At 65.3% G+C, this 24,089-nt stretch carries 26 protein-coding genes and 1 tRNA gene; 9 read left to right on the top strand and 18 right to left on the bottom strand.

Annotation, left to right across the window (positions count from 1 at the left end):
• Positions 1 to 67 precede the first annotated feature (67 nt).
• The gene (locus M1D32_RS18835) at positions 68 to 1,450 is read left to right on the top strand and encodes an MFS transporter (protein ID WP_458780135.1); all 1,383 of its coding nucleotides are present in this window, start codon (positions 68 to 70) and stop codon (positions 1,448 to 1,450) included.
• A gap of 7 nt (positions 1,451 to 1,457) precedes the next feature.
• Here M1D32_RS18835 and M1D32_RS18830 read toward each other — a convergent pair whose 3' ends face one another.
• The 3 genes from M1D32_RS18830 to M1D32_RS18820 form a co-directional block, all read right to left on the bottom strand.
• Complete coding sequence (locus tag M1D32_RS18830) at positions 1,458 to 2,612, bottom strand: N(5)-(carboxyethyl)ornithine synthase (protein ID WP_458780134.1); 1,155 nt, start codon at positions 2,610 to 2,612, stop codon at positions 1,458 to 1,460.
• On the bottom strand, positions 2,609 to 2,749 hold the full coding sequence (locus M1D32_RS18825) for a hypothetical protein (RefSeq protein ID WP_458780133.1): 141 nt from the start codon (positions 2,747 to 2,749) through the stop codon (positions 2,609 to 2,611). Before M1D32_RS18825 ends, M1D32_RS18830 begins: the two co-directional genes overlap by 4 nt.
• Before the next feature lie 98 nt (positions 2,750 to 2,847).
• A tRNA-Gly gene (locus tag M1D32_RS18820) sits at positions 2,848 to 2,921 on the bottom strand.
• Between the two features lie 236 nt (positions 2,922 to 3,157).
• Here M1D32_RS18820 and M1D32_RS18815 point away from each other — a divergent pair.
• Positions 3,158 to 3,637, top strand: coding sequence for an SRPBCC family protein (locus tag M1D32_RS18815; protein ID WP_458780132.1), 480 nt, complete (start codon positions 3,158 to 3,160; stop codon positions 3,635 to 3,637).
• 4 nt (positions 3,638 to 3,641) lie between these two features.
• Here M1D32_RS18815 and M1D32_RS18810 read toward each other — a convergent pair whose 3' ends face one another.
• Complete coding sequence (locus tag M1D32_RS18810; protein ID WP_458780131.1) at positions 3,642 to 5,354, bottom strand: CAP domain-containing protein; 1,713 nt, start codon at positions 5,352 to 5,354, stop codon at positions 3,642 to 3,644.
• 133 nt (positions 5,355 to 5,487) lie between these two features.
• Between M1D32_RS18810 and dcd the strand changes: the two genes are divergently transcribed.
• A complete protein-coding gene (gene dcd, locus M1D32_RS18805) occupies positions 5,488 to 6,063 on the top strand; it encodes a dCTP deaminase (RefSeq protein WP_458780130.1) in 576 nt (191 codons plus the stop codon).
• A gap of 20 nt (positions 6,064 to 6,083) precedes the next feature.
• On the opposite strand, the gene M1D32_RS18800 is transcribed toward dcd, so the two are convergent.
• The 7 genes from M1D32_RS18800 to M1D32_RS18770 all read right to left on the bottom strand — a co-directional run bounded on the left by M1D32_RS18800 (position 6,084) and on the right by M1D32_RS18770 (position 13,197).
• Positions 6,084 to 7,265 (bottom strand): cation:proton antiporter, encoded by a 1,182-nt coding sequence (locus M1D32_RS18800; protein ID WP_458780129.1) that lies wholly within the window; start codon positions 7,263 to 7,265, stop codon positions 6,084 to 6,086.
• Positions 7,266 to 7,270: 5 nt separating this feature from the next.
• Positions 7,271 to 7,753, bottom strand: a complete 483-nt coding sequence (locus M1D32_RS18795; protein WP_458780128.1) for a cation:proton antiporter regulatory subunit — start codon at positions 7,751 to 7,753, stop codon at positions 7,271 to 7,273.
• The gene (locus M1D32_RS18790; RefSeq protein WP_458780127.1) at positions 7,750 to 8,808 is read right to left on the bottom strand and encodes a LacI family DNA-binding transcriptional regulator; all 1,059 of its coding nucleotides are present in this window, start codon (positions 8,806 to 8,808) and stop codon (positions 7,750 to 7,752) included. The genes M1D32_RS18795 and M1D32_RS18790 overlap by 4 nt, the downstream gene beginning before the upstream one ends.
• Positions 8,805 to 9,539, bottom strand: a complete 735-nt coding sequence (locus tag M1D32_RS18785; protein WP_458780126.1) for a cupin domain-containing protein — start codon at positions 9,537 to 9,539, stop codon at positions 8,805 to 8,807. The genes M1D32_RS18790 and M1D32_RS18785 overlap by 4 nt, the downstream gene beginning before the upstream one ends.
• Positions 9,536 to 10,519 (bottom strand): DUF6807 domain-containing protein, encoded by a 984-nt coding sequence (locus M1D32_RS18780; RefSeq protein WP_458780125.1) that lies wholly within the window; start codon positions 10,517 to 10,519, stop codon positions 9,536 to 9,538. Before M1D32_RS18780 ends, M1D32_RS18785 begins: the two co-directional genes overlap by 4 nt.
• Positions 10,516 to 11,616 (bottom strand): Gfo/Idh/MocA family protein, encoded by a 1,101-nt coding sequence (locus M1D32_RS18775; protein ID WP_458780124.1) that lies wholly within the window; start codon positions 11,614 to 11,616, stop codon positions 10,516 to 10,518. The genes M1D32_RS18780 and M1D32_RS18775 overlap by 4 nt, the downstream gene beginning before the upstream one ends.
• Before the next feature lie 177 nt (positions 11,617 to 11,793).
• Positions 11,794 to 13,197, bottom strand: a complete 1,404-nt coding sequence (locus tag M1D32_RS18770) for an MFS transporter (RefSeq protein ID WP_458780123.1) — start codon at positions 13,195 to 13,197, stop codon at positions 11,794 to 11,796.
• A 194-nt stretch (positions 13,198 to 13,391) separates the two neighbouring features.
• On the opposite strand from M1D32_RS18770, the gene M1D32_RS18765 reads away from it, so the two are divergent.
• The 6 genes from M1D32_RS18765 to mnhG are packed head-to-tail and all read left to right on the top strand — an operon-like array spanning position 13,392 to position 19,820.
• Positions 13,392 to 16,484 (top strand): Na+/H+ antiporter subunit A, encoded by a 3,093-nt coding sequence (locus M1D32_RS18765; protein ID WP_458780122.1) that lies wholly within the window; start codon positions 13,392 to 13,394, stop codon positions 16,482 to 16,484.
• A complete protein-coding gene (locus tag M1D32_RS18760; RefSeq protein WP_458780121.1) occupies positions 16,481 to 17,002 on the top strand; it encodes a Na(+)/H(+) antiporter subunit C in 522 nt (173 codons plus the stop codon). Before M1D32_RS18765 ends, M1D32_RS18760 begins: the two co-directional genes overlap by 4 nt.
• Complete coding sequence (locus M1D32_RS18755) at positions 16,999 to 18,603, top strand: Na+/H+ antiporter subunit D (RefSeq protein WP_458780120.1); 1,605 nt, start codon at positions 16,999 to 17,001, stop codon at positions 18,601 to 18,603. The genes M1D32_RS18760 and M1D32_RS18755 overlap by 4 nt, the downstream gene beginning before the upstream one ends.
• Entirely contained in the window at positions 18,600 to 19,145 is a 546-nt protein-coding gene (locus M1D32_RS18750) for a Na+/H+ antiporter subunit E (protein WP_458780119.1), read from the top strand. The genes M1D32_RS18755 and M1D32_RS18750 overlap by 4 nt, the downstream gene beginning before the upstream one ends.
• Complete coding sequence (locus M1D32_RS18745) at positions 19,145 to 19,420, top strand: monovalent cation/H+ antiporter complex subunit F (RefSeq protein WP_458782233.1); 276 nt, start codon at positions 19,145 to 19,147, stop codon at positions 19,418 to 19,420. Before M1D32_RS18750 ends, M1D32_RS18745 begins: the two co-directional genes overlap by 1 nt.
• Positions 19,410 to 19,820: a monovalent cation/H(+) antiporter subunit G gene (gene mnhG / locus M1D32_RS18740; protein WP_458780118.1), complete on the top strand. Its 411-nt coding sequence runs from the start codon at positions 19,410 to 19,412 to the stop codon at positions 19,818 to 19,820. The genes M1D32_RS18745 and mnhG overlap by 11 nt, the downstream gene beginning before the upstream one ends.
• 1 nt (position 19,821) lies before the next feature.
• Here mnhG and M1D32_RS18735 read toward each other — a convergent pair whose 3' ends face one another.
• From M1D32_RS18735 to M1D32_RS18705, 7 genes are all read right to left on the bottom strand, one after another.
• The gene (locus tag M1D32_RS18735) at positions 19,822 to 20,085 is read right to left on the bottom strand and encodes a DUF4235 domain-containing protein (protein ID WP_066279890.1); all 264 of its coding nucleotides are present in this window, start codon (positions 20,083 to 20,085) and stop codon (positions 19,822 to 19,824) included.
• Between the two features lie 122 nt (positions 20,086 to 20,207).
• Positions 20,208 to 20,423: a CDGSH iron-sulfur domain-containing protein gene (locus M1D32_RS18730; protein WP_458780117.1), complete on the bottom strand. Its 216-nt coding sequence runs from the start codon at positions 20,421 to 20,423 to the stop codon at positions 20,208 to 20,210.
• Positions 20,420 to 21,484, bottom strand: a complete 1,065-nt coding sequence (locus tag M1D32_RS18725) for a glycosyltransferase family 2 protein (protein ID WP_458780116.1) — start codon at positions 21,482 to 21,484, stop codon at positions 20,420 to 20,422. The genes M1D32_RS18730 and M1D32_RS18725 overlap by 4 nt, the downstream gene beginning before the upstream one ends.
• Positions 21,481 to 22,542 (bottom strand): iron-containing redox enzyme family protein, encoded by a 1,062-nt coding sequence (locus tag M1D32_RS18720; protein ID WP_458780115.1) that lies wholly within the window; start codon positions 22,540 to 22,542, stop codon positions 21,481 to 21,483. The genes M1D32_RS18725 and M1D32_RS18720 overlap by 4 nt, the downstream gene beginning before the upstream one ends.
• A gap of 78 nt (positions 22,543 to 22,620) precedes the next feature.
• Positions 22,621 to 23,079, bottom strand: a complete 459-nt coding sequence (locus M1D32_RS18715; protein WP_458780114.1) for a DUF4383 domain-containing protein — start codon at positions 23,077 to 23,079, stop codon at positions 22,621 to 22,623.
• Between the two features lie 121 nt (positions 23,080 to 23,200).
• Complete coding sequence (locus M1D32_RS18710; protein WP_458780113.1) at positions 23,201 to 23,410, bottom strand: hypothetical protein; 210 nt, start codon at positions 23,408 to 23,410, stop codon at positions 23,201 to 23,203.
• A 107-nt stretch (positions 23,411 to 23,517) separates the two neighbouring features.
• Complete coding sequence (locus M1D32_RS18705) at positions 23,518 to 24,060, bottom strand: heme-degrading domain-containing protein (protein ID WP_458780112.1); 543 nt, start codon at positions 24,058 to 24,060, stop codon at positions 23,518 to 23,520.
• Positions 24,061 to 24,089 lie beyond the last annotated feature (29 nt).

Raw genomic sequence — 24,089 nt, 5'->3', positions numbered from 1 at the left:
CATAATCGCGTGCACCCAGCCTAGCGTTAACGGCATCCCGGACCGACTGCAATTTGAGGACACTTCTGTGGCACCCCCACCGCCTTCATCGGCAACTGTCACCCAGCCCGTCATCGACTCCGCACGCTCCGCACCACCCGACCACCAGACGCAACCGCTCGCCGTCGTCCCTGAACGGCTGCCATGGAAGCACACCTTCATCTCGCTGAAGGTCCCGAACTTCCGGATCTTCGCGATCGGCCACTTCATCGCCGTCATCGCCATCTGGATGCAGCGCATTGCCCAGGATTGGATGGTCCTGCAACTTTCCGGATCCGTGACTGCCGTGGGGATCACCGTTGCACTGCAGTTCCTGCCTTCGCTTCTCCTGGGCCCATGGGGCGGCATGGTGGCGGACAGGTTCGCCAAACGGAAGATCCTGATTCTGTGCCAGAGCATGGCCGCGGTCCTTGCCGCCGCGCTCGCGGTCCTTGCCCTGACAGGGGCCGTTGAGGTCTGGCACGTCTACGTCATCGCCTTGGTGCTCGGGCTGGTCACCGTGCTGGACCAGCCTGCCAGGCAAGTTTTCGTCAACGAACTGGTGGGCCCGAAGTACCTTCGCAACGCCATCAGCGTCAATTCCACCACGTACCAGTTGGGAGGCCTGATCGGCCCTGCCGTGGCCGGATGGCTGCTCACAGCGGTGGGGGCAGGATGGGCGTTCGCCGGCAACGCCTTCGCCTGCTGCTCCACTGTCGCCATGCTCCTGATCCTGCGGAAAGACCAGTTGTTCGTCAGCGCCCCCACGCCCAAGAGCAAGGGCATGCTGCGGGAAGGGCTCAGCTACGCCCTCAGTAAGCCCACGATCTACTGGCCGTGGCTCATGGCCGGGTTCATCGCGGTTTTTGCCATGAGCCTGCCTGTGGTGCTGGCCGCCTTCGCCGACAACGTCTTCAACGTCGGGGCAGGAGGCTACGGACTGCTCAACGCCCTCGTTGCCCTCGGGGCCATTGCCGGCGCGGTCGCCTCCACCCGGCGCAGGCAGTTGCGGCTGCGCTCCGTGGTGTTCTGCGCGGGCATGTACGGAGTCATGCTCTGCCTTGCCGCCGCGGCGCCATCCATGGTGATGTTCGGAGCGGTGATGGTGCTGTCCGGATTCTGGTGCCTGATGTTCCTGACAGGCTCCAACCAACTGGTCCAGGTCAGTTCAAACATGAGCATCCGGGGCCGGGTGGTAAGCCTGTACATCATGGTGCTTGTCGGCGGCCAAGCCATCGGCGGACCGATGCTGGGCTGGCTCGCCGAGCATGCCAGCCCGCACATGGCGCTGCTGGTGGCCGGGGGAGTCCCCGCACTCGCAGCACTCACAGTCGCCGTCATCCTCGCCCGGAAAGGCTCGCTGCTGCTGAGGGTCAGCCTCAGGGACCGCCGCCACCCCGTGAGCATCGTCAGCAAGGCGACGGCGGCCTGAAGCGGGGCTACAGGGCCAGGTGCGGGTACGCGTCTTCCCGTTTCTGGAACTCGAGGACATCCTTGTTGCGGACTACGCCGTCGCGGATCTCGATGGCCCGGGTAATGGTGTCATTCCCTGCCCAAGCCTCCGGGCCGTCGATAACCGTTTCCAAAAACGGAAGCAGGGCCTGGCTGATCTCCCAGGTGGAGGAGTTCCAGAGGTAGGACGGGCTGTGGTCCACCGCGTAGTAGTTGATGTGGTCACCGACGCTGAACATCGGATCTGCGAACGTGGTGGACCGTGCCCAGCTGAAGCCCATTCCCTCGTCGCAGGAGACGTCCACTATCAAGCTTCCCGGCTTGAAAGCGGCAAGATCATCTGTCTGCAGATAGGTCAGCGGATTATTAGGATCCTGCAGCGTGCAGTTGACCACGATGTCGCTTTCGGCCAGGAACGGCGCCAGCGGCACCCGGCCCCGCTCGGTGATGACCTGGCTCAGGAAGGGCGCTTCGTCGTCGTGATCAAACTGAACGATATTGACCGAGTGAATGGGAGCGCCGACGGCGGCGACGCCGCGGTTGGTCAGTACCTGGACGTCGTGCACACCGTGCGCGTTCAGGGCCGTCACGGCGCCGCGGGCCGTGGCGCCGAAACCGATCACCACAGCGCTGAGGCGCCGCCCGTAGTCGCCGGTGGAACCGGTCAGCGCGAGAGCGTGCAGGACTGAGCAGTACCCGGCGAGCTCGTTGTTTTTATGGAAGACGTGCAGGCCGAAGCCGCCATCGCTGGCCCAGTGGTTCATGGCCTCGAAGGCGATCAGCGTCAGCTTCTTGTCGATAGCCAGCTGGGTGATGGCGCGGTCCTGGACGCAGTGCGGCCAGCCCCAGAGGACCTGCCCGTCCCGCAGCTCGGCCAGATCCTCGGGTTGCGGCTTCGGCAGGAGTACGACGTCGGCCTCCGCCAGCAGTTCCTCCCGGCCCGCCATCCCGCCCACCAGGGTGGAAAGATGCGAGTCCGGTACGCCGAAGCGCTCGCCGTAGCCTCGCTCGAGGATGATGTGCCGGCGGACATGGGGCGTGATGCGCTCAAAATGCAGCGGATGGATGGGGAGCCGGCGCTCGGCCGGCTTCCGCGTGGACGCCAGGACGGCCAGGGTCAGTTTGTTCCCGAGGCCGGTCACTTCTTCTTTGCGGCCTTGCTGGACGTTACGTCCAGGGAGCTGGCCGGCGCGGAAGCGGCCCTCTTATCCGCGCGCTTTTCCTTGATGGATTTGCCGGACTTCTTGGATGCTGCTTGACGCGGGGACTTGTCAGCCATGATTGCTCCTGTAGCGGAACCGGAGAGGTTCCTGACCTCTGACCATACACGCCGGCACCTAATGGCCCGGGGGTTTGTGTGGCGTCCCGGTGCACCCGTGGAGCGGCTGACGGGAATCGAACCCGCGTATCAAGCTTGGGAAGCTAGCGCTCTACCATTGAGCTACAGCCGCGTGGTCCCTCTTCAGGGGCAGAACATAGCTTAGCGCAGATGTGGCAGTGGACCGTCCAAGCGGTGGCTGAGGCCGCCCGTGTCCGGTCACCCGCGCGTCATTCAGTAACCGTTCAATAACGTCCCGGGCCCTGGCTGGGTGGCGGCGGGGGAGCGCGGGCTAACCTAATCCGGGTAGCTGCAGAGCCGGGGGGTGCAGCTGCCGCGGCAGATAGACGTCAACCATGAAAGATCCCGATGGCATTCGCAGAGCATGAGGTCCTCATCCGCCGCGACGCCATGGCTGTGTACCTGTACCTGCTCGATGCAACCAACCTGCCGCTCTGGCGGGACGGCGTGCGCAGCGTCAAGCTGTTGCGTGGTTCCGCCGGAACCAGGGGCGCCGTGTACCGGCAGATGGTGGCAGGGCGGTCCGGCCTGAGCATTCCGGCCGACCTGGAAATCACCCAGGCCAGGCCAGGGGCTGAAATCCAGTTTGACGTCATTTCGGGCCCTGCCTGCCGGTCAGGCGGCTACTACCTAAGCACGGAAACGTCGGGTACGCGCGTCCGGTTCGCGGTTGAAGCCGAGCAGGAGGGGCCCTATGGGTTCCTGAACCGGATAACTTTCCTGAACCGGCTCGGTTTCCTTAACACGATGATGCAGCGGAGCCTCAGCTCCGAGGTAGGCCAGCTGGAGCGCCTCAAGGACGTCATGGAGCTCCAGCCGGCCATGTAGCCCCTTATTGCGCCAGCCGCTGCCCCGCCCACGGGCCCGTTATGTTCGACGGCGACGCCAGGCTTCCGGACGTCAGGTCCCAGTACTGCACCACATCCGCTGCCCGGCGCAACGCCAGCCCGGTGGAGTTGAGCCCGCTGACGTCCCGCAACGGCCGAATGCCCGTGACGTCGCCCCAGCCGGTGGCGACGGTAGGCCTCGCCTCCGCGCGCAGGGCGGTGGTGCCCCAGCCGCGGTGCAGTTGCACTGATCCGTCCGACCGGAGCGCCAGGATGTCCTGGAACCCGTCCGCGTCGTAATCCACCATGGACAGCCTCCGGGCGGTGCCGATGTTGCCGATCGGTGTGCGCTCGGAAAGATCCCCCAAGCCCTTGTTGGGATACAGGAAAAGGTTTCCGGTTCCGTCGAGGGCTACAAGCTGGGGGAGCCTGTTGTTGGCGCACCAGCCGCCCACTGAAAGGGTGAGCGTCTCCCAGCCGCCGCTGCCGAGTGTGACCGGTGCCTGGAATCCGCCGGTGGCAATGCCGCGGTGCAGGGTGAGGGTGCCGCTGGTCCATTGCGCCAGGAGGTCGTAGGCGCCGTCGCGGTCCCAGTCCGTAGTGAACACTTCCTTGGCCCCTGCGAAACCTGACCCGATGGACCTTGCCGCTGCATAGGTGCGCGCCCCCGTGGCTGCCCGGGCGAGGAGCTGGCCGGCCGAGTCAACTGTCACGAGGTCTGCCGGCCCCTTGATTGCTGCTGCAGAGAGGTCCAAAGTAGGCGGCATATGGCGGACCGGAGCGTCACACATGCTTGGCGCCGACGGAGGGAAGGCATGGCCTGATCCCGGGCCGCCGGGGGAATTAACGGTGCCGGCCGGAAGGGTGGTGTAGCCAAAGAAGTTCACCACACCCCAGATCTTGTAAGTGCGGTCCGTGTAAGAGATTCCGGCACCCATGACGTTGAACCGCGGATCGATCAACATGGCGTTGTGGCCGGGGGACCCCTTCCACCACTCCACAAGTTGCGCGGCATCACGGTCCGTGCGGATGGCAATGACTTCGCCGGCGCCGTTGTTGGGATTCATGGCGCGGGGGTCAGTCCAGAAACTGGCGCGGTGCTCAATGACTTCGCGGGAGGCGATGCTGTCGGACCACTCCTGCGCCAGCCCTGCCACGGTGGGGTGGTACTTCACCGGGTTCAGGCCCTTGGACGCCCGGTATTCATTGATCCTGTTAAACACCGTGAGGACCGCCGCCGCGTTGCTGTCCTGGATCAGTGCCTCCGTGGACGGCAAGGCAGCAGCGGACTCGGAGGCCGCCAGGCGCTGCACCGATGGGGCCAGTTCCCCGTCCGGAGCCCACAGCGGCGGGATCGAGGGAACTTCCGGGGCTGGTTCTTCGGCTGCAGCAGTGGCCGGAACCTGTGCGGTGGGGGCCTCTGCGGCAGGTGCTCCACCGGCTGGCTCCAGTACTGCCGGCCCCGTTGACCCGGCCGGTGACGCCGGGCGGATATCCGGTTCCACGGCGGGGGTGAGCCTGGACGCAGCTGACCCGTCGACTGAGGAAGGACCGCTGTCCTCGTTCACGCTGGCCGGGCCCAGGGAGACGCTTAGCGGTCCTGCCGCGCTCGCCGCCTGGCCCGGCGGAAGCGGCCTGGGCACGGTTCCCGCGGACGAGGAAACCAGCGCCAACGCGCAGAGCACGCCAATAAAAGAGGGCGCGACCAATCTATTCACAACATCCCCAGCTCTGTTGGGCCATCCGGGAGACCATCCGGCGCCTGAATCACTGAGGCAACACTAGCCCCAGGAGGTCACAGGAACAACGAAAGAATGTGGCTGTGGATAACCGATACGGTAATTTGGGACGGTGTTGATCTCTGACCGCGATATTCGCGCCGAAATAGACTCCCAGCGGATCGTGCTGGAACCGTACGAACCGGCGATGGTGCAACCTTCGTCGGTGGATGTCCGGATCGACAAGTTTTTCCGTCTGTTCGACAACCACAAGTACGCGCACATCGATCCGGCCGAAGAACAGCCGGAGCTCACGCGCCTGGTGGAAGTAGAGCAGGACGAACCCTTCATCCTGCACCCGGGCGAGTTCGTCCTTGGCTCCACCTATGAGACGGTGACGCTCCCCGACGACATTGCTGCCCGGCTGGAAGGCAAGTCTTCCCTCGGAAGGCTTGGGCTGCTGACCCACTCCACTGCAGGGTTCATCGACCCGGGCTTCTCAGGCCACGTCACCCTGGAACTCTCGAACATGGCCACGCTGCCCATCAAGTTGTGGCCGGGCATGAAGATTGGCCAGCTGTGCTTCTTCCGGCTGACCTCTGCGGCCGCCTACCCCTACGGGCAGGGCGACTACGGCAACCGCTACCAGGGCCAGCGCGGGCCCACGGCCAGCCGCAGCCATCTGAACTTCCACCGCACCAGTATTTAGGCTTTCGCAGCAGCCGCTGGCTAGGCTTTGGCAACAACGCCCGCGGGCGGCAGCACGGTCTTGACCAGCGGTTCCACATAGCGTGCTGCAAGCGGACCAACAACTGCCATGATCAGCACATAGGCAGTGGCCAGCGCGGCAAGTTCAGCTGGAATCGCCCCGGAGGCAAGGGCCAGCCCGGCGATCACAATCGAAAACTCGCCGCGTGCTATCAGCGTTGCTCCGGCGCGGAACCGGCCGGGGCGTGCGATGCCCACCCGCTTTGCGGCCCAGATCCCGGTTGCCATCTTTGTGACTGCGGTGATGAGGGCGAGCACGAGTGCCCAGCCAAGCACTGGTGGAATGGACGTGGGATCGGTGTTGAGCCCGAACGCCACAAAGAAGATGGCGGCAAACAGGTCCCTCAACGGTTCCAGGATGCGGGTGGCGTTGTGGGCGGTGGCTCCGGAAATGGCAATCCCGAGCATAAAGGCCCCCACCGCTGCGGACACCTGCATGGCGGAGGCCAAACCGGCCACCAGCAGCGCGGCGCCCAGGACATTCAGCAGGAATACCTCGGAGTTCTCGCTGTGCACGGCCTTCGAGACCCGGTGTCCGTGGCGCAGCGCAATCATCAGGACGAGGCTCACCACAGCCAGTGCCACGCCGACGGTGGTCAGTCCGCCCAGGAAGCTCACCCCGGCCAGCATCGCCGTAAGGATGGGCAGGTAGACAGCCATCGCCAGGTCCTCAAAGACCAGGATGGACAGCACCACGGGAGTTTCACGGTTGCCGAGCCGGCCCAGGTCCGTGATGACCTTCGCAGCGATGCCGGACGAGGAGATGTAGGTGACGCCGCCCATCACCATGGCGCCCACCCCGCCCCAGCCCAGCAGCAGGGCAAGGCCGGCTCCGGGCAGGAAGTTCAGGACCAGGTCGAGTACGCCGGCCTGCCAGGAGCGGCGAAGCCCGGTAAAAAGCTCTGCAGCAGTATATTCCAGCCCAAGCATAAGCAGCAGCAGGATGACGCCGATCTCCCCGGAGAGGTGGGCAAACTCGTGCATGCCTTCGAGCTTGACGATCCCGCCGGCCCCGAAGGCGAGCCCGCCCAGGAGGTACAGCGGGATGGGTGACATTCCGATCCGTCCGGCCAGCCTGGCCAGGAGGCCGAGGCAGAACACAACGGCCCCCAGTTCGATGAGGGTCAGGGCCAACGGGTCCATCGCGTTTATCCGTTACGCAGGATATCGGCCGCCGTGTCGAGGCCTTCCTGGGTGCCGACAGCTACCAGCAGGTCGCCGGTGTGAAGGACGACGTCGGGTCCCGGCGAGGGGAGCACCTCGCCTTCGCGCATGATGGCCACAATCGAAACGCCGCAGCGGGTGCGGATGCAGGCCTTCCCCATGGGCTGGTTCTGGAACGGGGAGTCGGGAGCAATCGAGAATTGCCGGGTAACGATGCCGGGAACATCCTTGTGTTCTTCAGTCAGTTTCATGGCCAGGTGCTGCCCGCCCAGGAGGTTTCCGAGGGCTGCAGCTTCGTCCCCGGTCAAGGGAATCGAGGCCTGGCACGTATCGGGATCATCCCAGGTGGAAACGATAAGTTCCATCTGGCCTTCCCGCAGCTCCACCACGCCGATTCGGCGGCCGGATGCTGTCATAAAATCCTTCCGCCGGCCGAGGCCCGGAAGGTCCGTCTCATCCACGTTCATGGACCAAGCCTAGTCTGCCGCGACCCGCTTGGCGCTGGTCCTGAGGATTCCCGCAGCACCAGCCGCATCGCGGTAGGGCCGGGCTCCGGGGGAGCGGGGGCACCAGGCGTAAGCGCAGCGAGCAGCTGGTGGATGGTGCTGCTTCCCAGGGCCTCCAGGTCCATCTGCACGGTGGTCAGCGAGGGCACCAGGAATGCGGATTCGGGGTGGTCGTCCCATCCCACCACGCTGACATCCGCAGGCACAATGAGGCCAAGGTCGTGAAGGGCGCGCAGGGCACCGATGGCCAGTTGGTCGTTGGCGGCGAAGATGGCCGTGATGGAGGAGTCGGCCATCAGGGTCCTGGCCGCCCTGTAGCCGGAAGCGGAGCTCCAGTCCGCGCCTGCGACGCCGCGGTCCTCCAGGCCTGCGTCGTTGACTGCCTGCCGGTACACGGCCAGGCGGTTCCGCGCGGCAGGCCACTCCTGTGGTCCGGCGATGTGGGCAATCCGCCGGTGCCCCAGTCCGGCGAGGTGGGCCACGATGGCCTTCGCTGCCGAGCCGTCGGAGATCCGGCCTTGGCCGCGCATTTTGTCGTCGTAGTCCCCGGCCACCACCACGGGGATGCGTTCCTGCGCCTGCAGGAGGTCGGTGCTCGGAATCGGCACAAAGGACAGGGCCCCGGCGAACGGGCTGCCATCGAGGATGCCGCGCAGCCTTGCTGTCCGTTCCGGCCCGGTTCCTTCGAGGGCCACGACGTCGAGCTGGTAGCCGGCTGCGTGGGCGGTGTCCGCTGCCCCGTTGAGCATCCGGGACGGAAAGTACGGCGAGGCCCCGGGCACCAGGGCCAAGAGCCGGTACGCGGCCTTGGTCCGCAGCGAACGGGCGGTCAGGTTCGGCGAGTATTTCAGTTCCGCCATGGCCCGTTCCACTTTTTCGGAGGTGGCCGCCTTCAGCTTCGAACGGTCCGCCATGTACCGGGAGACCGTCTGGTGCGAGACGCCGGCGAGCCGTGCCACCTCGTAGATGGTGGCGGGGCGGGCGGGATGCCGGGACTCAGCGGGGGTTTGTGTCACAGCCTGGAATCTTCCCACGTAGTCAGCCGGCCGCACATGCCGTAGCCTTCACCAACCCGCTGGTGGGCCGAAACCACTGCCGCTCCCGCCATCGACGCTGCAGACCCGTCCTCCAGCTCCAGCAGCGCCTGCTCAGTTGCCGCCACCTGGCTGCGGACGTTCGCGGCCCAGATCTCCTTCCAGAGCTCCACTTTCGGCCGGACCAGCGCCGCGGCGAGGCGATGGAACTCGGCCAGCACATCCGGCCCATCATGAAGGACGGATGCATGCAGTTCCGCGTATCCTTCCAGCGCCAGGTCCCGCCGCCGGCGGGCGGCGGAGGCAACCACGGACTGGTCCGTGTCCAAGGGGAGGACAGCGTGCTGCGCGTAAAGGTCCGGGTCCTGCAGGATGTGGCGCGGGAAGGTCAGCACGGAATCCCCCGCCTCCGGCAAACCTGCGTTGGACATGATCACGTTGAGCGTCAGCTCCGCAGTGTTAACCAGGCGGTGGACTGTTCCGGGGCTGAACCAGAGCAGGGAGCCTGCTGCGAGGTCATGCTCGGCCGGGCCGTCCATGGAGATGGTGTGGACCTGGCCGGTCCCGCTTGTCACCAGGTAGGCCTCGGAGGACACCATGTGCAGGTGCGGGGAGCCGCCGCACAGCCCGTCCCTCGCCTCCCAGTCGTAGACCCGCAGCCCGCTGACGGCAGTACCGCCGGGGAAACCGGGCACCGCTGCGGATGATTTCACTGCCCCGTTCCCCGGCCTGCCGGGGACTGGGTGGAACCTGCCAGGACTTCGCGGGCGGCGGCGGCAAGCGCCTCAGCCCGGCCTGCGTCCGACTCGCCGTCCGCTATGACCACCCCGTACCGGTACCGCAGGGTGGAGCCGGCGGGGAACAGGACTTCCTCACTGAAGAAAGGTGCCGGGCCCATGCAGGCGAAGGGCTCGGACCGGGCAAACCACTCCGGCTGGCCGTGATCGCTTTGGGGGTCGTCAACCATCACAACCGTGGAAAAGCGGCACGTCTCATCATGCTGGCCCACGAAGGAAAGCCACGGTGCCCGCTGTCCGCGCAGCTCTTCACCCGTAGCCCCGCCGGGTCCGATGATCGCTCCGCCGGCGAAGGACCGGGGACCGCGCCAGAACAGCCCGCCGTAACCGGCGTTTTCACGTCCCTCGGTAGTGGGCGATCCGATGTGGATGTCCTCGCCGGAGACGTTGGTCATGGCTGAATCGAAGACCAGGGTGTAGCTGTCGTCGTTACCCGGGACGATCTGGAAGGAACGCTCCTCCTCAACCACGAGAGACCCCGCCTGGGTAATCCACTGCAGGGTGTGAGCGAAACTGAACCTGCCGTCGTCGTCCGCTGCCTGGCGAAGCTCGCAGTGCCGCATGGCGCCGTTGTTCGGCAGCCACTGGTAGTCCTGGCCGCGGCGGTAGCTGGGGCCGCCCCAGAAGTTGTCCGGTCCGAGGTGCGGCAGCGACCAGGCGATGCCCTTGTGCCAGACGTGATCGTGCGGGCGGTAGGCGCTTACAAGGTCGCCGGTGCGGGTCCGGACCGGATGGAAATAGGGCCTGGGCGACTCCACCTGGGGATCATCGGCGGCATAGGTATAGGTCAGGACAGGAATGCCGTCCAGGGAGACTGCGACGGCTGCGCCGTCGTCAAACCAGCTGAAGGGGCTGGCGCTGGCGGTGGCGGAGGCTGCGGGCGCGGTGGTGCTCATGCGTTGCTCTTTTCGAGTTTCCAGGGTTCGAGCCGGCCGTCGGCGCGGTCGAAGAACGGGTTTCCTTCAGTGATTTCGCCGCGGCGGACGGTCTTGCCGGTGATGGCGGAGGCGTAGATTGCTGCTGCGAGCTCCATGGTGGGATAGGCCTCAGTGAGGGGGACCGGCGGGACCGTGCCGGAGCTGACGGCTTCAATGATGTGTTCGTACTGGGCGGGATGTCCGCTGGGGGTGACCGTGGAGCCGTCTGCCCAGAGGTCGGCGAGGTGCTCCTGTCCTGGGGCGGGGGTGAAGCGCCAGTGGGAGTCGTCATAGCCGTAGAGGTGCTCCAGTTCCACGGTGGCGTTCTCGTAGTCGAACCGGAGTTGTGAGGTTTCGCGCGGCGAAATGACCGAGTTGATGACGGTGCTGAGGGCGCCGGACTCGAAACGGACGATTGCGGTGGACACGTCCTCGGTTTCTGTCCGGCGCGCCAGCCTGCCGGCAAACGCGGTGACTTCCTGCCATGGGCCCCAGAGGTGGAGCAGCAGGTCGAACTGGTGGATGCCGTGGCCCATGGTGGGTCCGCCGCCTTCAACGTCCCACAGGCCCCGCCACGGAACGTCAAAGTATTCCTGGTCGCGGAACCACAGAGTGTTGCAGAAACCGGTGAGTGCGTTGCCCAGGACGCCGGACTCCTGCAGCGCCGCCAGCTTCCGGGCGCCGCTGCCGAAGCGGTGCTGGAAAACGCAGCTGACGTGCTTGCCGGTTGCGCGCTCGGCCTCCTGCAGTTCCCGCATCTGCCGCAGCGAGAGTGCCGGAGGTTTCTCCAGCACCACGTTCAAGCCAAGGGACAGTGCTTCCATGGCCAGGGAGGCATGCGACGACGGCGGCGTGCAGACGGCGACGACGTCCAGGCCCGCTTCGGTGGCAGCGGCCAGGCTGGGCGCCGTGTGGGCGAAGCCCATTTTCTCCGCAAATGCCGCTGCCCGGTCTGCGTCAATGTCCACTGCCACGACGAGCTCTGCGCCGGCGAGTTGAAGGGCTTCGGCATGGGCATGGGCGATGCCGCCCGTACCAATGATTCCTGCGCGCGGGCGGTGCGGGGCCTGCTCCATGGATAGTGCTCCTCGTCATTGAAAGGATTCATGTTATCGATCACCACAAGTATGTGATCGATAACAGAAGGAGTCAAGACCCCTGAAACCCCGACATCCCGGGGGAAGGCATGGACGGCTGCACGGGCAGAGTCTCAGGCGAAGCAGACGCCCATACCGCCGCGGCGTTCGGGAGAATCACGCCGCCGGGACGACCGCGATGGGGGCCTTGCCTGGCGGCTTCACCGGCAGCAGGACCAGGAGCCCGGCCAGGAGAACCACCATGATTCCCAGGATGCCCCAGCGTTGGGCTTCACCCGGAGCCACCAACGGGGTGGCCAGCGTAATGCAGACGGTAAAAAGCGCCGGCGCCAGGAAACTGACAGCCCGGCCCGTGGTGGCATAGAGCCCGAAGAGCTCACCCGATTCGCCATGCGGGGCAAGCCGGGCCAGGTACGCCCGGGACGAGGACTGCGCGGGACCCACAAACAGGCAAAGGAACAGTCCGAAGACCCAGAAAGTGGTGCTGCCGGGCCAGTCCATGCCAAAGAAGGCATAATTGCCGTTGCCCAGGACCAGGATGGTGGTGCCGGCGATGAGCAGGCCCACCAGGGACGCGATAATCACCGACTTGGGCCCGATTTTGTCATCAAGGAATCCGCCGATGATGGCGCCCACCGCGGCCACAACGTTGCCGAAAATAGCGAAGAAAATGACCTGGGACAGTTCGAAGCCAAAGGTGCCTGCGGCGATGATCCCGCCGAAGGTGAAGACTGCAGCCAGTCCATCACGGAAGATGGCGCTGGCCAGCAGGAAGTAGATGGTGTGCGGACTGGTGGCATAAATCGCCTTGATCCGGCGGATCAGCAACCCATAACTGCCCACGATTCCCAGGCGGCCGGCCTGCGGAGCCCTCGGCAGTTCAGGTACGGCAAACAGCACGGGCAGGGCGAACACGAAGAACCACAAGGCGGAGAAGACTGCCACGAGCCGGATGTTCAGGCTGTCCTCCGTGGAGGCCCCGAACCACTCGAAGCTTGGCTGCACGAACAACTGCAGGACGATCAACAGCGCAACGATGCCGCCAAGGTAGCCTGCCCCCCAGCCAAGGCCGCTGACCTTTCCGATGTTCCGCGGCGTGGAGATCTGGGCCAGCATGGCGTTGTAGTTAACCCCGGCGAACTCGAAGAACACGTTGCCAAGGGCGATGAGGGACACCCCGAGCAGGAGGAACCCGGGGCGGGGAAACACAAAGAAGCACAGCGCGGTAAGGATGGCGACGGCGGCGGTGTTGACTCCCAGCCACAGCTTGCGCCTGCCGCCGGCATCAGAGCGTTGCCCGGTAACCGGAGCCAGCAAGGCGATGGCGAAGCCGGCAACGGCCAGCGCCCCGCCGAGGACCGCAGACGCCTGGTCTTCGCCGCCGAAGGCGCTGGACGTGAGGTAAACCGTGAAGACGAACGTGGTCATGACAGCGTTGAAGGCGGCCGAGCCCCAGTCCCACGACGCCCAGGCCAGGACCCGGCCCTTGCTGGTTGCCTGGTTCCCGGATTCAAGCTCCGAGGACGGCTGTGTGGCCCCGGGAGCGCTGGCGCTGTTCATACGATGCATCGTATCCGCCCATGGCGAACAGTCAGCGGACCCGAGGCCTTTGACGCCGGGAAATGCGGGGGAAGGATACAACACCGAGGAGGAAGCGGACGCGGAGGCTTGATAAACTGGGGGCTCCCGAACCTAACCAATGACCGCCAGCTCCAACTTTTGACAATCGAATCCCTGACGTTGCGGAGATAACAGTGATCACAGTCCTTGCCGTGCACTTTACGGTGGCTGTGGCGGCGCCGTTCCTCTTCGGAATATGGGGCCGGAACGCTTTTTACGCACTGGCGGCTGTTCCCGGTGCCTCCTTCATCTGGCTGCTGTTCCAGCACGGCCCTGTTTACTCCGGGGACGGGGCGGTCACCGAAGTGGTCCCTTGGATTCCGGGCCTCCAGCTGGAGTTCGCCTTCCGGATGGATGCCCTGGCGTGGGTCATGTCCCTGTTGGTGCTGGGCGTTGGCTCACTGGTTTTGGTCTATTGCGCAAGGTACTTCAAGAAGAAGGACCAGGACCTTGGCGCCTTCGGAGCCCAGCTTCTGGCCTTCGCCGGAGCCATGTTCGGCCTGGTGGTCGCGGATGACCTCCTGCTGCTGTTTATCTTCTGGGAACTCACTACTATCCTGTCCTACCTCCTGATCGGATTCGCCCGCACCAGGCTGGCAGCGCGGCGGTCGGCACTCCAGGCACTGATGGTCACCACCGCGGGTGGCCTGGCCATGCTGGTCGGCCTGATCATGCTCGGCCACGCGGCCGGAACATACCGAATCTCCGACATTCTCCAGCAGGCGCCTGCATTGATGGGCGGAGCTTCCGGCTCCATGGTGAGTGCCGCCGTCGTGCTCATCCTGGTGGGTGCCATCACCAAATCGGCGCTGGTTCCCTTCCACTTCTGGCTCCCCGGAGCCATGGCAGCCCCTACGCCGGTCAGCGCCTACCTCCATGCCGCGGCGATGGTCAAAGCGGGCATTTACCTCGTTGCACGGCTGGCCCCGGGCTTCGCCGAGACGGCCTTCTGGCAGCCGGTGGTGCTGGGGCTCGGACTGGCGACCATGCTGGTGGGCGGCTACCGGGCCCTGCGGCAGTCCGACATCAAGCTCATCCTTGCCTACGGCACCGTAAGCCAGCTCGGTTTCCTCACCATGGTGGTGGGGCTCGGCACGCCGGACGCTGCCCTCGCCGGCCTGGCAATGCTGTTGGCCCATGGCCTGTTCAAAGCCACCCTGTTCCTGGTGGTGGGCATTATCGACCACCAGTCCGGCACCCGCGATGTCCGCAAGCTTTCCGGGGTCTTCAGGTCCTCGCGCGCCTTGGGCATTGTGGCCGGCATCGGTGCCGCTTCCATGGCAGGGGTGCCCCTGCTGGCCGGCTTCGTGGCCAAGGAATCCGTGCTCGAGGCCTTCGTCCATCACGCAAGTGACCCTGCCGCCGGTCCCTGGGGGATGGTGGTCCTGGCCGGGCTGGTCCTGGGGTCCATCCTGACCTTCGCGTACAGCGCACGCTTCATGTGGGGGGCGTTCGCCGTCAAGGCAGGAGTCGAGCCCACACCCTTCAAGGCCATCAAGCCCTCTTTCCTTGCAGCGCCGGCCATCCTCAGCCTCCTGACTATTGTCTACGGCCTTTGGCCGGTCCCCGTGGATGCCTGGATCCAGCCGTACGCCGCATTGTTTGCTTCGTCCGCTCCCGACGCCGGCACGCCCGCTGAGCAGGCAGGCCACCTGGCCCTGTGGCACGGTTTCACCCCCGCGCTTGGGTTGACGGCCCTCACTTTCGCACTTGGCCTTGCGATGTACTTTGGCCGCAACGCTGTTTCGCGCGTTCAGTCCCTGGTGCCGCCATGGGTGGACTCGGACAAGGCTTACCAGTACACCGTCGGGGCGCTGGATGACGTGGCGGTGTGGATCACCGGACGAACGCAGCGCGGCTCGCTGTACTACTACCTCGCCGTCATCCTCAGCGTGGCCTTTGTGCTTCCCTTGGCGGCCATCCTGCTGGCAGGCAAGCCGCTGCCGGGCGGAATCTACCTTGTGGATCCGGGTTCCCCGCTCCAACTGGTGGTGGGTGCGGGCATCGTGATTGGCGCCCTGGCCGCCGTCAAAGCCAACAAGCGGTTCCTTGCGGTCCTGATGGTTTCCGTCACGGGCTACGGCATCGCACTGATGTTTGCCCTTCAGGGCGCTCCGGACCTTGCCCTCACCCAGATGCTGGTGGAAACCATCGTCCTGGTGGCGTTCGTCCTGGCGTTGCGGAGCCTGCCGCCAGAACTTCGGGACCGCACCGGGGGCAAATACCGCGTGGTCCGCGTCATTATCGGCCTCTGCTTCGGCGCCACCATGGTCTTTGCCGCGATTCACGCCATGGGCGCCAGGACAGCCACCCCTGTCTCACTGGAGTTTCCGCGGCTCGCTTACGAGGGCGGCGGGGGACTGAACATCGTCAACGTCACGCTCGTGGACATCCGGGCCTGGGACACCTTCGGTGAAATCACCGTCCTCGCCCTTGCGGCAACAGGTGTAGCAAGCCTCATCTTCGTCCGTGGCCGCGGCGACCGGATCAAGAACTCCGCCACCGTTGCCGCCGGCACCGTAGGCCGCTACCGCGGAGTCAACCCGGGTTCCCGTGACGCCGCTGCCCTGGCGGTGAGCCGGAAGTTCGCCGCGTCAGCACGGGACGCCTGGATCGTGGCGGGCAGGACCCTCGCCCCGGAACGCCGCTCCATCATCTTCGAAGTGGTCACCCGGCTGACCTTCCACTCCATGATCATCTTCTCGCTCTACCTCCTGCTCGCCGGCCACAACCTTCCAGGCGGCGGCTTCGCCGGTGGCCTCACCGCAGGCCTTGCCCTGACCATCCGCTACCTGGCGGGCGGGCGGTTCGAACTGCGGGAGGCCACCCCCATTAGCGCCGGTGCCCTACTGGGCGTCGGGCTGGCGGTTGCCGCAGCCTCAGGCGTAGCGCCGTTGCTGCTGGGCGGCCAAGTGTTCCAGACGGCCATCATCGAACTCTGGCTGCCTGTGTTCGGAGACATCAAGTTCGTCACGTCAACCATCTTCGATATCGGCGTCTACATCGTGGTGGTGGGCCTGGTGCTGGACGTCCTGCGCAGCCTCGGAGCCGAAATTGACGAGCACTTTGAAAAGGGTTCGGCTGCGGTGTCCCACGACATGGCCGACGAGGGGCAGGACTACGCCGGCGAGGCGCACGCCGCAGCCGTGGCCGCGCACAACCCGTCCGCACGGGAACAGAGGCCGGAAGACCTCTCCGCAGAGACCACCGCAAGGGGTCAAGCATGAGCATAAACCTGACCCTGCTGATTGTTATGGGCGCCCTGTATGCCTGCGGAATCTACCTGGTCCTGGAGCGCAGCCTTACGCGGGTACTGCTGGGCCTGATGCTCCTGGCGAATGCCACCAACCTGCTGATCCTGGCAACCGGCGGCTACGCCGGGCTTGCTCCGCTGTACTCGAAAGACATTGCGGCCCAGGACTACAACGATCCCCTTCCCCAGGCGTTGATCCTGACGTCCATCGTGATCTCTTTCGCGGTCACGGCCTTTATGCTCGGCATCATCTACCGGACATGGGTACTGGCCCGCCAGGATGAAATCCAGGACGACGTGGAAGACCGCCGCGTGGCGGAAACGCCAAGCTTCGATGCCGAGGACGACGCCGAGATCCCTGCCGAGACTTCCGAGTTTCCCGTGGCGACGCTCGTGGCGGGCGGCCGTGAAATGCCTGTGGAACGTGCTGCCGCTGAGGAAAAACCCGGCTCCAACAATGTGGCCCTTGGCCCGGAAGGAGTCGGAAAGTGAACATCGCAAGCTTTGCCCCGCTCGCCGTCGTCCTTCCCATCCTGGGCGCCGCCCTGACCTTCCTGCTGATCAGGCACTCACGGGCGCAGCGGGCGGTCAGCATCGCGCTGCTGTCCCTCACGCTCCTGCTGGAGTGTTTCCTGCTGGCCTCCGTCTGGGACGGCGGGACGGCTGCCGTGACCATTGGCGGCTGGCTGCCGCCATGGGGCATCGTGATGGTGGTGGACCAGTTCTCCTCGCTCATGCTGGTTGTCTCCTCGGCCGTGAGCCTCGCCGTGCTGGTATACGCCACAGGCCAGGGCATGGCTGACGGCGACCAGGACGCGCCGGTCTCGATCTTCCACCCCACCTACCTGATCCTGGTGGCCGGGGTCTCAAATGCGTTCCTCTCCGGGGACCTCTTCAACCTTTACGTGGGCTTCGAGATCCTGCTGACGGCAAGCTACGTCCTCATGACCCTCGGCGGCACCGGGCCGAGGATCCGCGCGGGCGTTACCTATGTGGTGGTGTCCGTGGTGTCATCGGTGCTGTTCCTGATCTCCATCGCCATGGTTTACGGGGCCACAGGCACCGTCAATATGGCTGACCTTGCCATCAAGCTCGGCGAGCTGGACCAGGGCACCAAGACCCTCCTGCATGTGATGCTGCTGGTGGCGTTCGGCATCAAGGCGGCTGTCTTCCCGCTGTCCTTCTGGCTGCCGGACTCCTACCCCACGGCACCGGCGCCGGTCACTGCCGTGTTCGCGGGCCTGCTGACCAAGGTGGGTGTTTACGCGATGGTGCGGACGGAGACCTTGCTCTTTCCCGGAGACACCCTCAACACACCCCTGATGGTGGCCGCCCTGCTGACCATGGTGGTGGGGATCCTTGGCGCGCTGGCCCAGAATGACATCAAACGTTTGCTTTCGTTCACCCTGGTCAGCCACATCGGCTACATGGTCTTCGGCCTTGCCATGTCCTCTACGGCAGGCCTGGGTGCAGCAGTCTTCTATGTGGCGCACCACATCACCATCCAGACCAGCCTCTTCCTGGTGACCGGGCTGATCGAACGCCGTGGCGGGAGCTCGTCCGTGGACCGCCTGGGCGGACTCGCCAAACTCTCGCCGCTGCTGGCGTTGCTGTTCTTTGTTCCCGCCATGAACCTGGCCGGCATCCCGCCGTTTTCCGGATTCCTGGGGAAGGTGGGGCTGATGCAGGCCGGCATCGAGCTGGGCACGCCGCTGGCGTACGTGCTGGTGATCGGCGGGGTTGTCACCAGCCTCCTGACACTGCTTGCGGTGGCCAGGGTATGGAACCGCGCCTTCTGGCGCAGCCCCAGTGACGCCGAGCACCCGGATCCCGTGCTGCTGGCCCCGCCGATGGCCGCAGTGGCCGGTCCGGGCGCCAAGCGGAACACTGTGACCCTCCTGCCGCGCACCATGGTGGGTTCCACCCTGGGCCTGGTTGTCCTCGGCGTTGCGCTCACTGTTTTCGCGGGTCCGTTGTTCACCGTCTCCGACCGGGCTGCCGAGGACATGCTGGACAGGTCTTCCTATATTCAGGCCGTCCTTGGCGAGGACACCACCGTCCCGATGGTTCTCACGTCCGGAGGAGGAAAATGAGCCGCCGCCGCATCTCGCTGCGCCAGGAACTTCCGCTCCTGGTCTGGCTGGTCATTGTCTGGGGTGCCCTGTGGCAGGACTTCAGCCCCGGAAACCTTCTCTTCGGTGCGCTGCTGGCCATAGCCGTTGCCAGGCTGTTCTATCTCCCGCCGGTGGAACTCAGCGGCCGCTTCAACATCCTTCACGCCATCCCCTTCGCGCTCATGTTCCTGGCAAAGGTGGTGATTGCCAGCGCCCAGGTCCTTTACTTGGCAACAGTGCGCGGACCCCGGGTGAGGAACGCGGTGGTGGCCGTGACCCTGCGGAGCCACCAGGATCTTTTGGTCACGGCCACAGGGCACGTGATTTCCCTGATTCCCGGGTCGCTGGTGGTGGAGGTGGACAGGTCAACTTCCACCCTCTACCTGCATGCGTTGAACATCAGCTCCCCGGAGGAAGTGGCGAACCTCCGGCAGGAGGTGCGGTCCATCGAGGCCGGGCTGATCAGGATCATGGGTACCAGGGAAGAACTCGAAACCGTTCGTATGGAGGCAGCATCGTGATGCAGACCGTCCTGGTTGTTACAGCCGTCATCTTCTCGCTGGCCGCTGCCGGCGCCATCGTCAGGATTTCCCGCGGGCCGTCGCTGCTGGACCGCGTGCTTGCCACAGACGTCCTGCTCGCCATCCTGGGCGGGGCCCTGTGCGTGGACATGGCCGTTAACCGGCACCTTAACAACCTGATGCTCGTGGTGGCGATCTCCATTATCGGTTTCATCGGGTCCGTCACGGTTGCCAGGTTTGTGGCCGATCGAAGGGAACAGCCCATTGAATCCTGATGCCACGGCCCTTGACGGTTGGATCGACCTGTTGTCAGGCGTATTCATGGTGGTGGGGGCCCTGATGTCCTTGGGTGCCGCGATCGGCCTGCTCCGCTTTCCGGACCTCCTGAGCCGCATGCACGCCGCCACCAAGCCGCAGGTGTTGGGGCTGTTCCTGCTTCTGGCAGCCATCGGCCTGCAGATGCGTACCTGGTGGGTTTGGCCGGTGCTGGTGGTCGCCTGGATTTTCCAGCTGTTGACTGTGCCGGTGTCAGCCCACATGGTGGGCCGGGCGGGGTACCGTACCAAGCACCTGCACCGCGAGCTGCTGACGGCCGATGAGTTGGAGGCAGTCGTGCAGAAAGCCGCCGCCAAAACCGCCCGCGAGGACGGTCCCGGCGACGGCTCGGTGCACTGAGTTAGACGATGTCCTGGCTCTTGGCGAACCGGGTGATGGCCCGCTGCGTGCCGCGGTTGGCCAGGACCTGGATGATGGTGCTCACCGAGGCCGAGATCAACGCAAACGTCAGCGCCGACTGCAGGCTGGTGGGGACATCCTCGTCCTTGCCGGTAGGCGGCTTCCGCCCGGTGGACTTTTCCCAAATGGTGTTGACCAGCTTGGTCCCGACGAACCCGGCGCCGAGGCTCACACCGGTGCCGAGCAGCTTGATGAAGAGGTTCATTCCTAGTACTCCTTGCGGGGCGGAAAACGGGCTGACTTCAGCCTAGCGGCATCGTGGCCGGAGCCGGTGCGGCAAAGCAGCGGTTCGCTGTGGGCGTCGTGAGTTGAGTGGCGGAACCATGGTCATGCCACCGGTGGTTCCGTCCGGAACTTGATCATTTTGTGGGTGCCGTCGCAGTAGGGTTTGATGGCCGAGGCGCCGCAGCGGCAGAGCGCCACGGTCTTGCGTTCCCGCGGGACGGGGTCGCCGGAGGGCGTCACGATTTCGAAGTCGCCCCGCACAATCAAGGGCCCGTCGGGGCACACCACAATCGAGCTTTCGGCTGGTTCCTGGTTCATGGCTGCTCCTGGTCTTGGTTGCGGGCGGAAGGCTGGATGTCCTTGTGGCGCGCGATGGCCAGTTTTCCGGAGTGCCGGCGCTGCAGTTCGGCCTCTGAGTGGGCAGCGGTCCTGAGCCGTGTGCCGGCGTAGGGAACGCCCCCGGCCAGGCGGAATCCCAAGGCGATCCAGATACACACCGCCCGCTCCAGGACCCACAGCGGGGCGCACCAGACGGCCCGGAAGGGGAAGACTGTTGGGCCGTTGGTCCGTCGTCTCCCGATGCCGGCGATGATGACCGGCGCAGCGGCCAGGCCCAGAAGAGCCCGCCCCCGGAACTTCCTGGGAAGGCAGGCTGCTGTGGCGATTACCGGAAGCAGGGAAAGTTCGGCGGCGAGGCGTCGGGGCTGGGCGAAATCGTCGTATGCCTGGCGGGTGCGCTGCTTGAGGAAGTGCCGCGGCTGGGGCGGCCTGCGGGCTACAAACAGGTCCGGCAGGATCTTTTCCTGTCCGCCGGCTGCCTTGACGGTCCTGATCAGCTCGAGGTTCTCGAAAAGCACCGGATCGTAGCCGCCGGTGGCCAGCAGCGCGTTTCGCCGTACGGCCAGGGTGCCGGGGTAGTCCGCCGACCACGCCCGGTTGATCAGGGTCCTGGAGGTGTCCCAGCATGCATGCCACGGCAGCGGGTCAAAGTAGTTCTGCGGTCGCACGAGGTCCGCTGACTCAAGGTGGTTGAGGACGGCGGTGAGCGATTCGCGTGTGTAGCGCACGTCGTCGTCGGCTATTACCAGCAGCTCCGCCTTGGCGGCACGGACGCCGGTCATAACGCCGGCCACCTTGCCGTTGCCTTCGCCCCTGCTGCCTCCGCCTTCGCCCGACGCCGGACGGATATGGCGAACACCAGGCGGGAAAGTTGCCGCGTGCCGCGTGAACAGTTCCGGATCGGAGCCGTCCACCACGGTGACAGGTATCCACTCGGCCAGGTGCCCAAGGTAGGCGGCCAGGTCCGGGAGCCCCGAATCATCGGTCCAGCGCAGTGGCAGAATGTACTCTGCAGACTGCCTGATGGCCTTCGTGCTCATGCTGCCGCCGGCACTGCCGCCCTCAGCGAGGTCTCGCCCTGTTCCCAGCAGGCCAAAAGGTGCGTGGAAATCCTGCCATCGATCGCCATTGCCGCCGTTGCCCCCAACAGGACGTCCCCGAGGAGGCCGGGTTCAGCCTCCACCAGTCCACCCGCAAGGTCGCGGCCGGCGATCTGCTCGTGGACGGCGTCGGCTTCAACGTGCTCGTCGAAATAGTGGGTCACCCCGGTATCGAAGCCGTGCCGCCGGAAGCCGTTGCCGTACAGGCGGTTGGGCTGGGAGGAGGTCATTTCGTAGAGCGCCAGGTGACCGGTGATGGCGCCGCGAAGCCGGCGGTTGAGCCCGAAGAGGGACATCATGTTCACCGCGGCGAGTGAGATGGCGGGTACCGCATCGACGTAGGCGCCGTATTCGTCGTCCATTCCCAGCCCCCGCATGGTGCGGGCAAAGAGTGCGCTGTGCATGCGTTCCGGGCGTCCTCCGCCGTACTCGTCGGCCTGGATCTCCACCAGCGCTGCCTTCGGCCGTCCTGTGAGCCGGGGGATGGCCCACGTGTGGGGGTCCGCTTCCTTCAGCTGGTAGACGGACTTGTGGATGAGGAACTCCTTGAGCTGGTCCAGGCTCGCCTTCTTGGCCACGTAGCGGGACACGCTGGGCCCGGTGTCTGTGCCGGCAAGGCCGAACAGGACGTCAGCCACGGCGTCACTGGTCATCTCCGCTGCCGGCGGCAGGGCCAGCTCCCCGGCTATCGGTTGGGCAGCAGCCCGCAGTGCTTCCTCGAACGGCCTTTCGAGCAGGTGGCGGACCTGGATAAGGCCCGGCTCCCACTCCCACTCGTCGCTGACGCCTTGAAGGCCGGAGTAGTGGAGCTCATAGAGGCAGAAAAGGGCCAGCTGGACGTCGTCGTCCCCGATGATGTCTGTGGTTGCGTCCAGTCCTGCCGTGACCAGCCCGCGCAGTTCTTCGATGCCCGGGATGACGCTGCCGGTGCCGGCGGTTCCTGCCAGGGCAGTGAACAGGGCGCTGCTGATGGGGCCTCGGGATTCCGGGATTTTCATGATGCTCCTTTGGGCGGCAGCAGTGCTGCCGGTGTTGCGGCGTCGACGGTGACGGTTTCGGTTGGGCCGGGGCTCAGGTCACGCCCGCGGCGGCTTCTTTGGGGTGGTTCGCGGTGACAGCAGGATGGCCAGGATGATCATGCCCAGGCCCAGGGCCAGGTGCAGCCAGTTGTCGGCGCCGTTGACAGGGACAAAGTTGGCAGGGGTTTGATCGCCCACCAGGAGGCCGTAGAGCCAGAGGACCAGGTAGACAACGCCCCCGTAGATGAGGAAGCTCCTTGCCTGCTGGTGCGTTCGGGCCAGCAAGAGTCCCGCTGCCCCGAAGGCCGCGTGCACGATATTGTGCAGGATGGACACCTGGAAAAGCCCCAACAGCAAGGCTCCCGAGCCGTGCCCGGCCATGCCCAGGGCCTCGTAATTAGCAGTGATCCCGGGGATGAACCCCAGCACAGCCACAAGGAGGAAAAGGGCGCCCGTTGCAAACGCCGCCTTCTGCAGGCCGGTCCTTGCTCCGGTTGCCCGGGTGCTGACTGTCATGTCCTGTCTCCTCAAAAACCGGGAGACAACATAGTAAGCATGGTTACTAATAAAAGCTAAGTACGCTTCTCATCTTCTGGACGGCCAGCGAGTGCGGCGCCCCGGCTGGTGATGCTGGTGTCTACCCGTCGGAGGTACTCCACACATAGGGATTGGCCTGGTGCCCGCCGCGTCGGCCGTGCTCGTACCCCTGCTGCCAGGCCTTCCCGACGGCGGACACAAGTTCCGCCAGCAGGGGATAGTAGGGGTGGTCCGGGCCGATATAGATCATCTCCTCGGCGGCCTTGTCCACCGCGGCCCGCACTTGGTTTTCGGCTGCAGGACCTAGCATTGGCGTCCTCCTGGTTGAACTCCGGCCGCTGGCCTCGAATGTACTCCCGGGCCTGTGGCGGAGTCCATAGCCCGCTGGTTGATGCCTTCGGTCCATCCGCTCCGAAGTCAGTCCGCCCTCATGGACCCAAGGATCTCCCGCAGGCCCTGCACCACCAGGTCATGGTCCTGCACCTGGGGAAGCCCGGAAACAGTCACTGTTGCGACTGCGCCCACTCCTGTGACGTACACAGGGAAGGAGCCGCCGTGGGCGGCGTACCGGCTCTGATCGAACCAGGCGTTGTCCTCGATCCGTCCGCCCTTGAGCCGGGCGCGCAGCCCCACCAGGAGGGACGGCACCTCGTACCGGGCGGCAGTGCGCTGCTTCGCGCGGATCCAGTGCTCGTTGTCCGGCGTGGCGCCGGGCAGCGCCACATGGAACAGGACCTGTTCACCCTTCGTGATGTCTATCGCAATGGGAAACTGGCCCTCCTTGCCCAGCTCCACCAGCAGTAGCCCCAGGTTCAATGCATCATCCAGGGAGAAGCCGGGAAACTGTAGCTCCCGGATTTCGCTTTCGATCCGGGCGATGAGCGTTGGCAGGGATCCCTCCGGCTGGACGGCATCGGAATCCGGATCAAACTCGGTCACATGCGGGGAATTGGCAGCCATGGCCCACAATCTACCCCTCCTCCGGTGTA

Source organism: Arthrobacter sp. D3-16 (assembly GCF_054408515.1).
Note: the sequence above shows the minus strand (reverse complement) of the source record. Positions and strands in the feature narration are given on the sequence as shown.

What these genes read in the sequence shown, in the direction of transcription:
- M1D32_RS18705 (WP_458780112.1), bottom strand. Translation starts at nt 24,060, where the DNA reads ATGGCTGCCAATTCCCCGCATGTGACCGAGTTTGATCCGGATTCCGAT.
- M1D32_RS18795 (WP_458780128.1), bottom strand. Translation starts at nt 7,753, where the DNA reads ATGAACGTGGATGAGACGGACCTTCCGGGCCTCGGCCGGCGGAAGGAT.
- M1D32_RS18715 (WP_458780114.1), bottom strand. Translation starts at nt 23,079, where the DNA reads ATGACAGTCAGCACCCGGGCAACCGGAGCAAGGACCGGCCTGCAGAAG.
- M1D32_RS18760 (WP_458780121.1), top strand. Translation starts at nt 16,481, where the DNA reads ATGAGCATAAACCTGACCCTGCTGATTGTTATGGGCGCCCTGTATGCC.
- M1D32_RS18815 (WP_458780132.1), top strand. Translation starts at nt 3,158, where the DNA reads ATGGCATTCGCAGAGCATGAGGTCCTCATCCGCCGCGACGCCATGGCT.
- M1D32_RS18750 (WP_458780119.1), top strand. Translation starts at nt 18,600, where the DNA reads ATGAGCCGCCGCCGCATCTCGCTGCGCCAGGAACTTCCGCTCCTGGTC.
- M1D32_RS18720 (WP_458780115.1), bottom strand. Translation starts at nt 22,542, where the DNA reads ATGAAAATCCCGGAATCCCGAGGCCCCATCAGCAGCGCCCTGTTCACT.
- M1D32_RS18780 (WP_458780125.1), bottom strand. Translation starts at nt 10,519, where the DNA reads ATGAGCACCACCGCGCCCGCAGCCTCCGCCACCGCCAGCGCCAGCCCC.
- M1D32_RS18735 (WP_066279890.1), bottom strand. Translation starts at nt 20,085, where the DNA reads ATGAACCTCTTCATCAAGCTGCTCGGCACCGGTGTGAGCCTCGGCGCC.
- M1D32_RS18745 (WP_458782233.1), top strand. Translation starts at nt 19,145, where the DNA reads ATGCAGACCGTCCTGGTTGTTACAGCCGTCATCTTCTCGCTGGCCGCT.
- M1D32_RS18800 (WP_458780129.1), bottom strand. Translation starts at nt 7,265, where the DNA reads ATGGACCCGTTGGCCCTGACCCTCATCGAACTGGGGGCCGTTGTGTTC.
- M1D32_RS18725 (WP_458780116.1), bottom strand. Translation starts at nt 21,484, where the DNA reads ATGAGCACGAAGGCCATCAGGCAGTCTGCAGAGTACATTCTGCCACTG.
- M1D32_RS18770 (WP_458780123.1), bottom strand. Translation starts at nt 13,197, where the DNA reads ATGAACAGCGCCAGCGCTCCCGGGGCCACACAGCCGTCCTCGGAGCTT.
- M1D32_RS18775 (WP_458780124.1), bottom strand. Translation starts at nt 11,616, where the DNA reads ATGGAGCAGGCCCCGCACCGCCCGCGCGCAGGAATCATTGGTACGGGC.
- M1D32_RS18710 (WP_458780113.1), bottom strand. Translation starts at nt 23,410, where the DNA reads ATGCTAGGTCCTGCAGCCGAAAACCAAGTGCGGGCCGCGGTGGACAAG.
- M1D32_RS18825 (WP_458780133.1), bottom strand. Translation starts at nt 2,749, where the DNA reads ATGGCTGACAAGTCCCCGCGTCAAGCAGCATCCAAGAAGTCCGGCAAA.
- M1D32_RS18730 (WP_458780117.1), bottom strand. Translation starts at nt 20,423, where the DNA reads ATGAACCAGGAACCAGCCGAAAGCTCGATTGTGGTGTGCCCCGACGGG.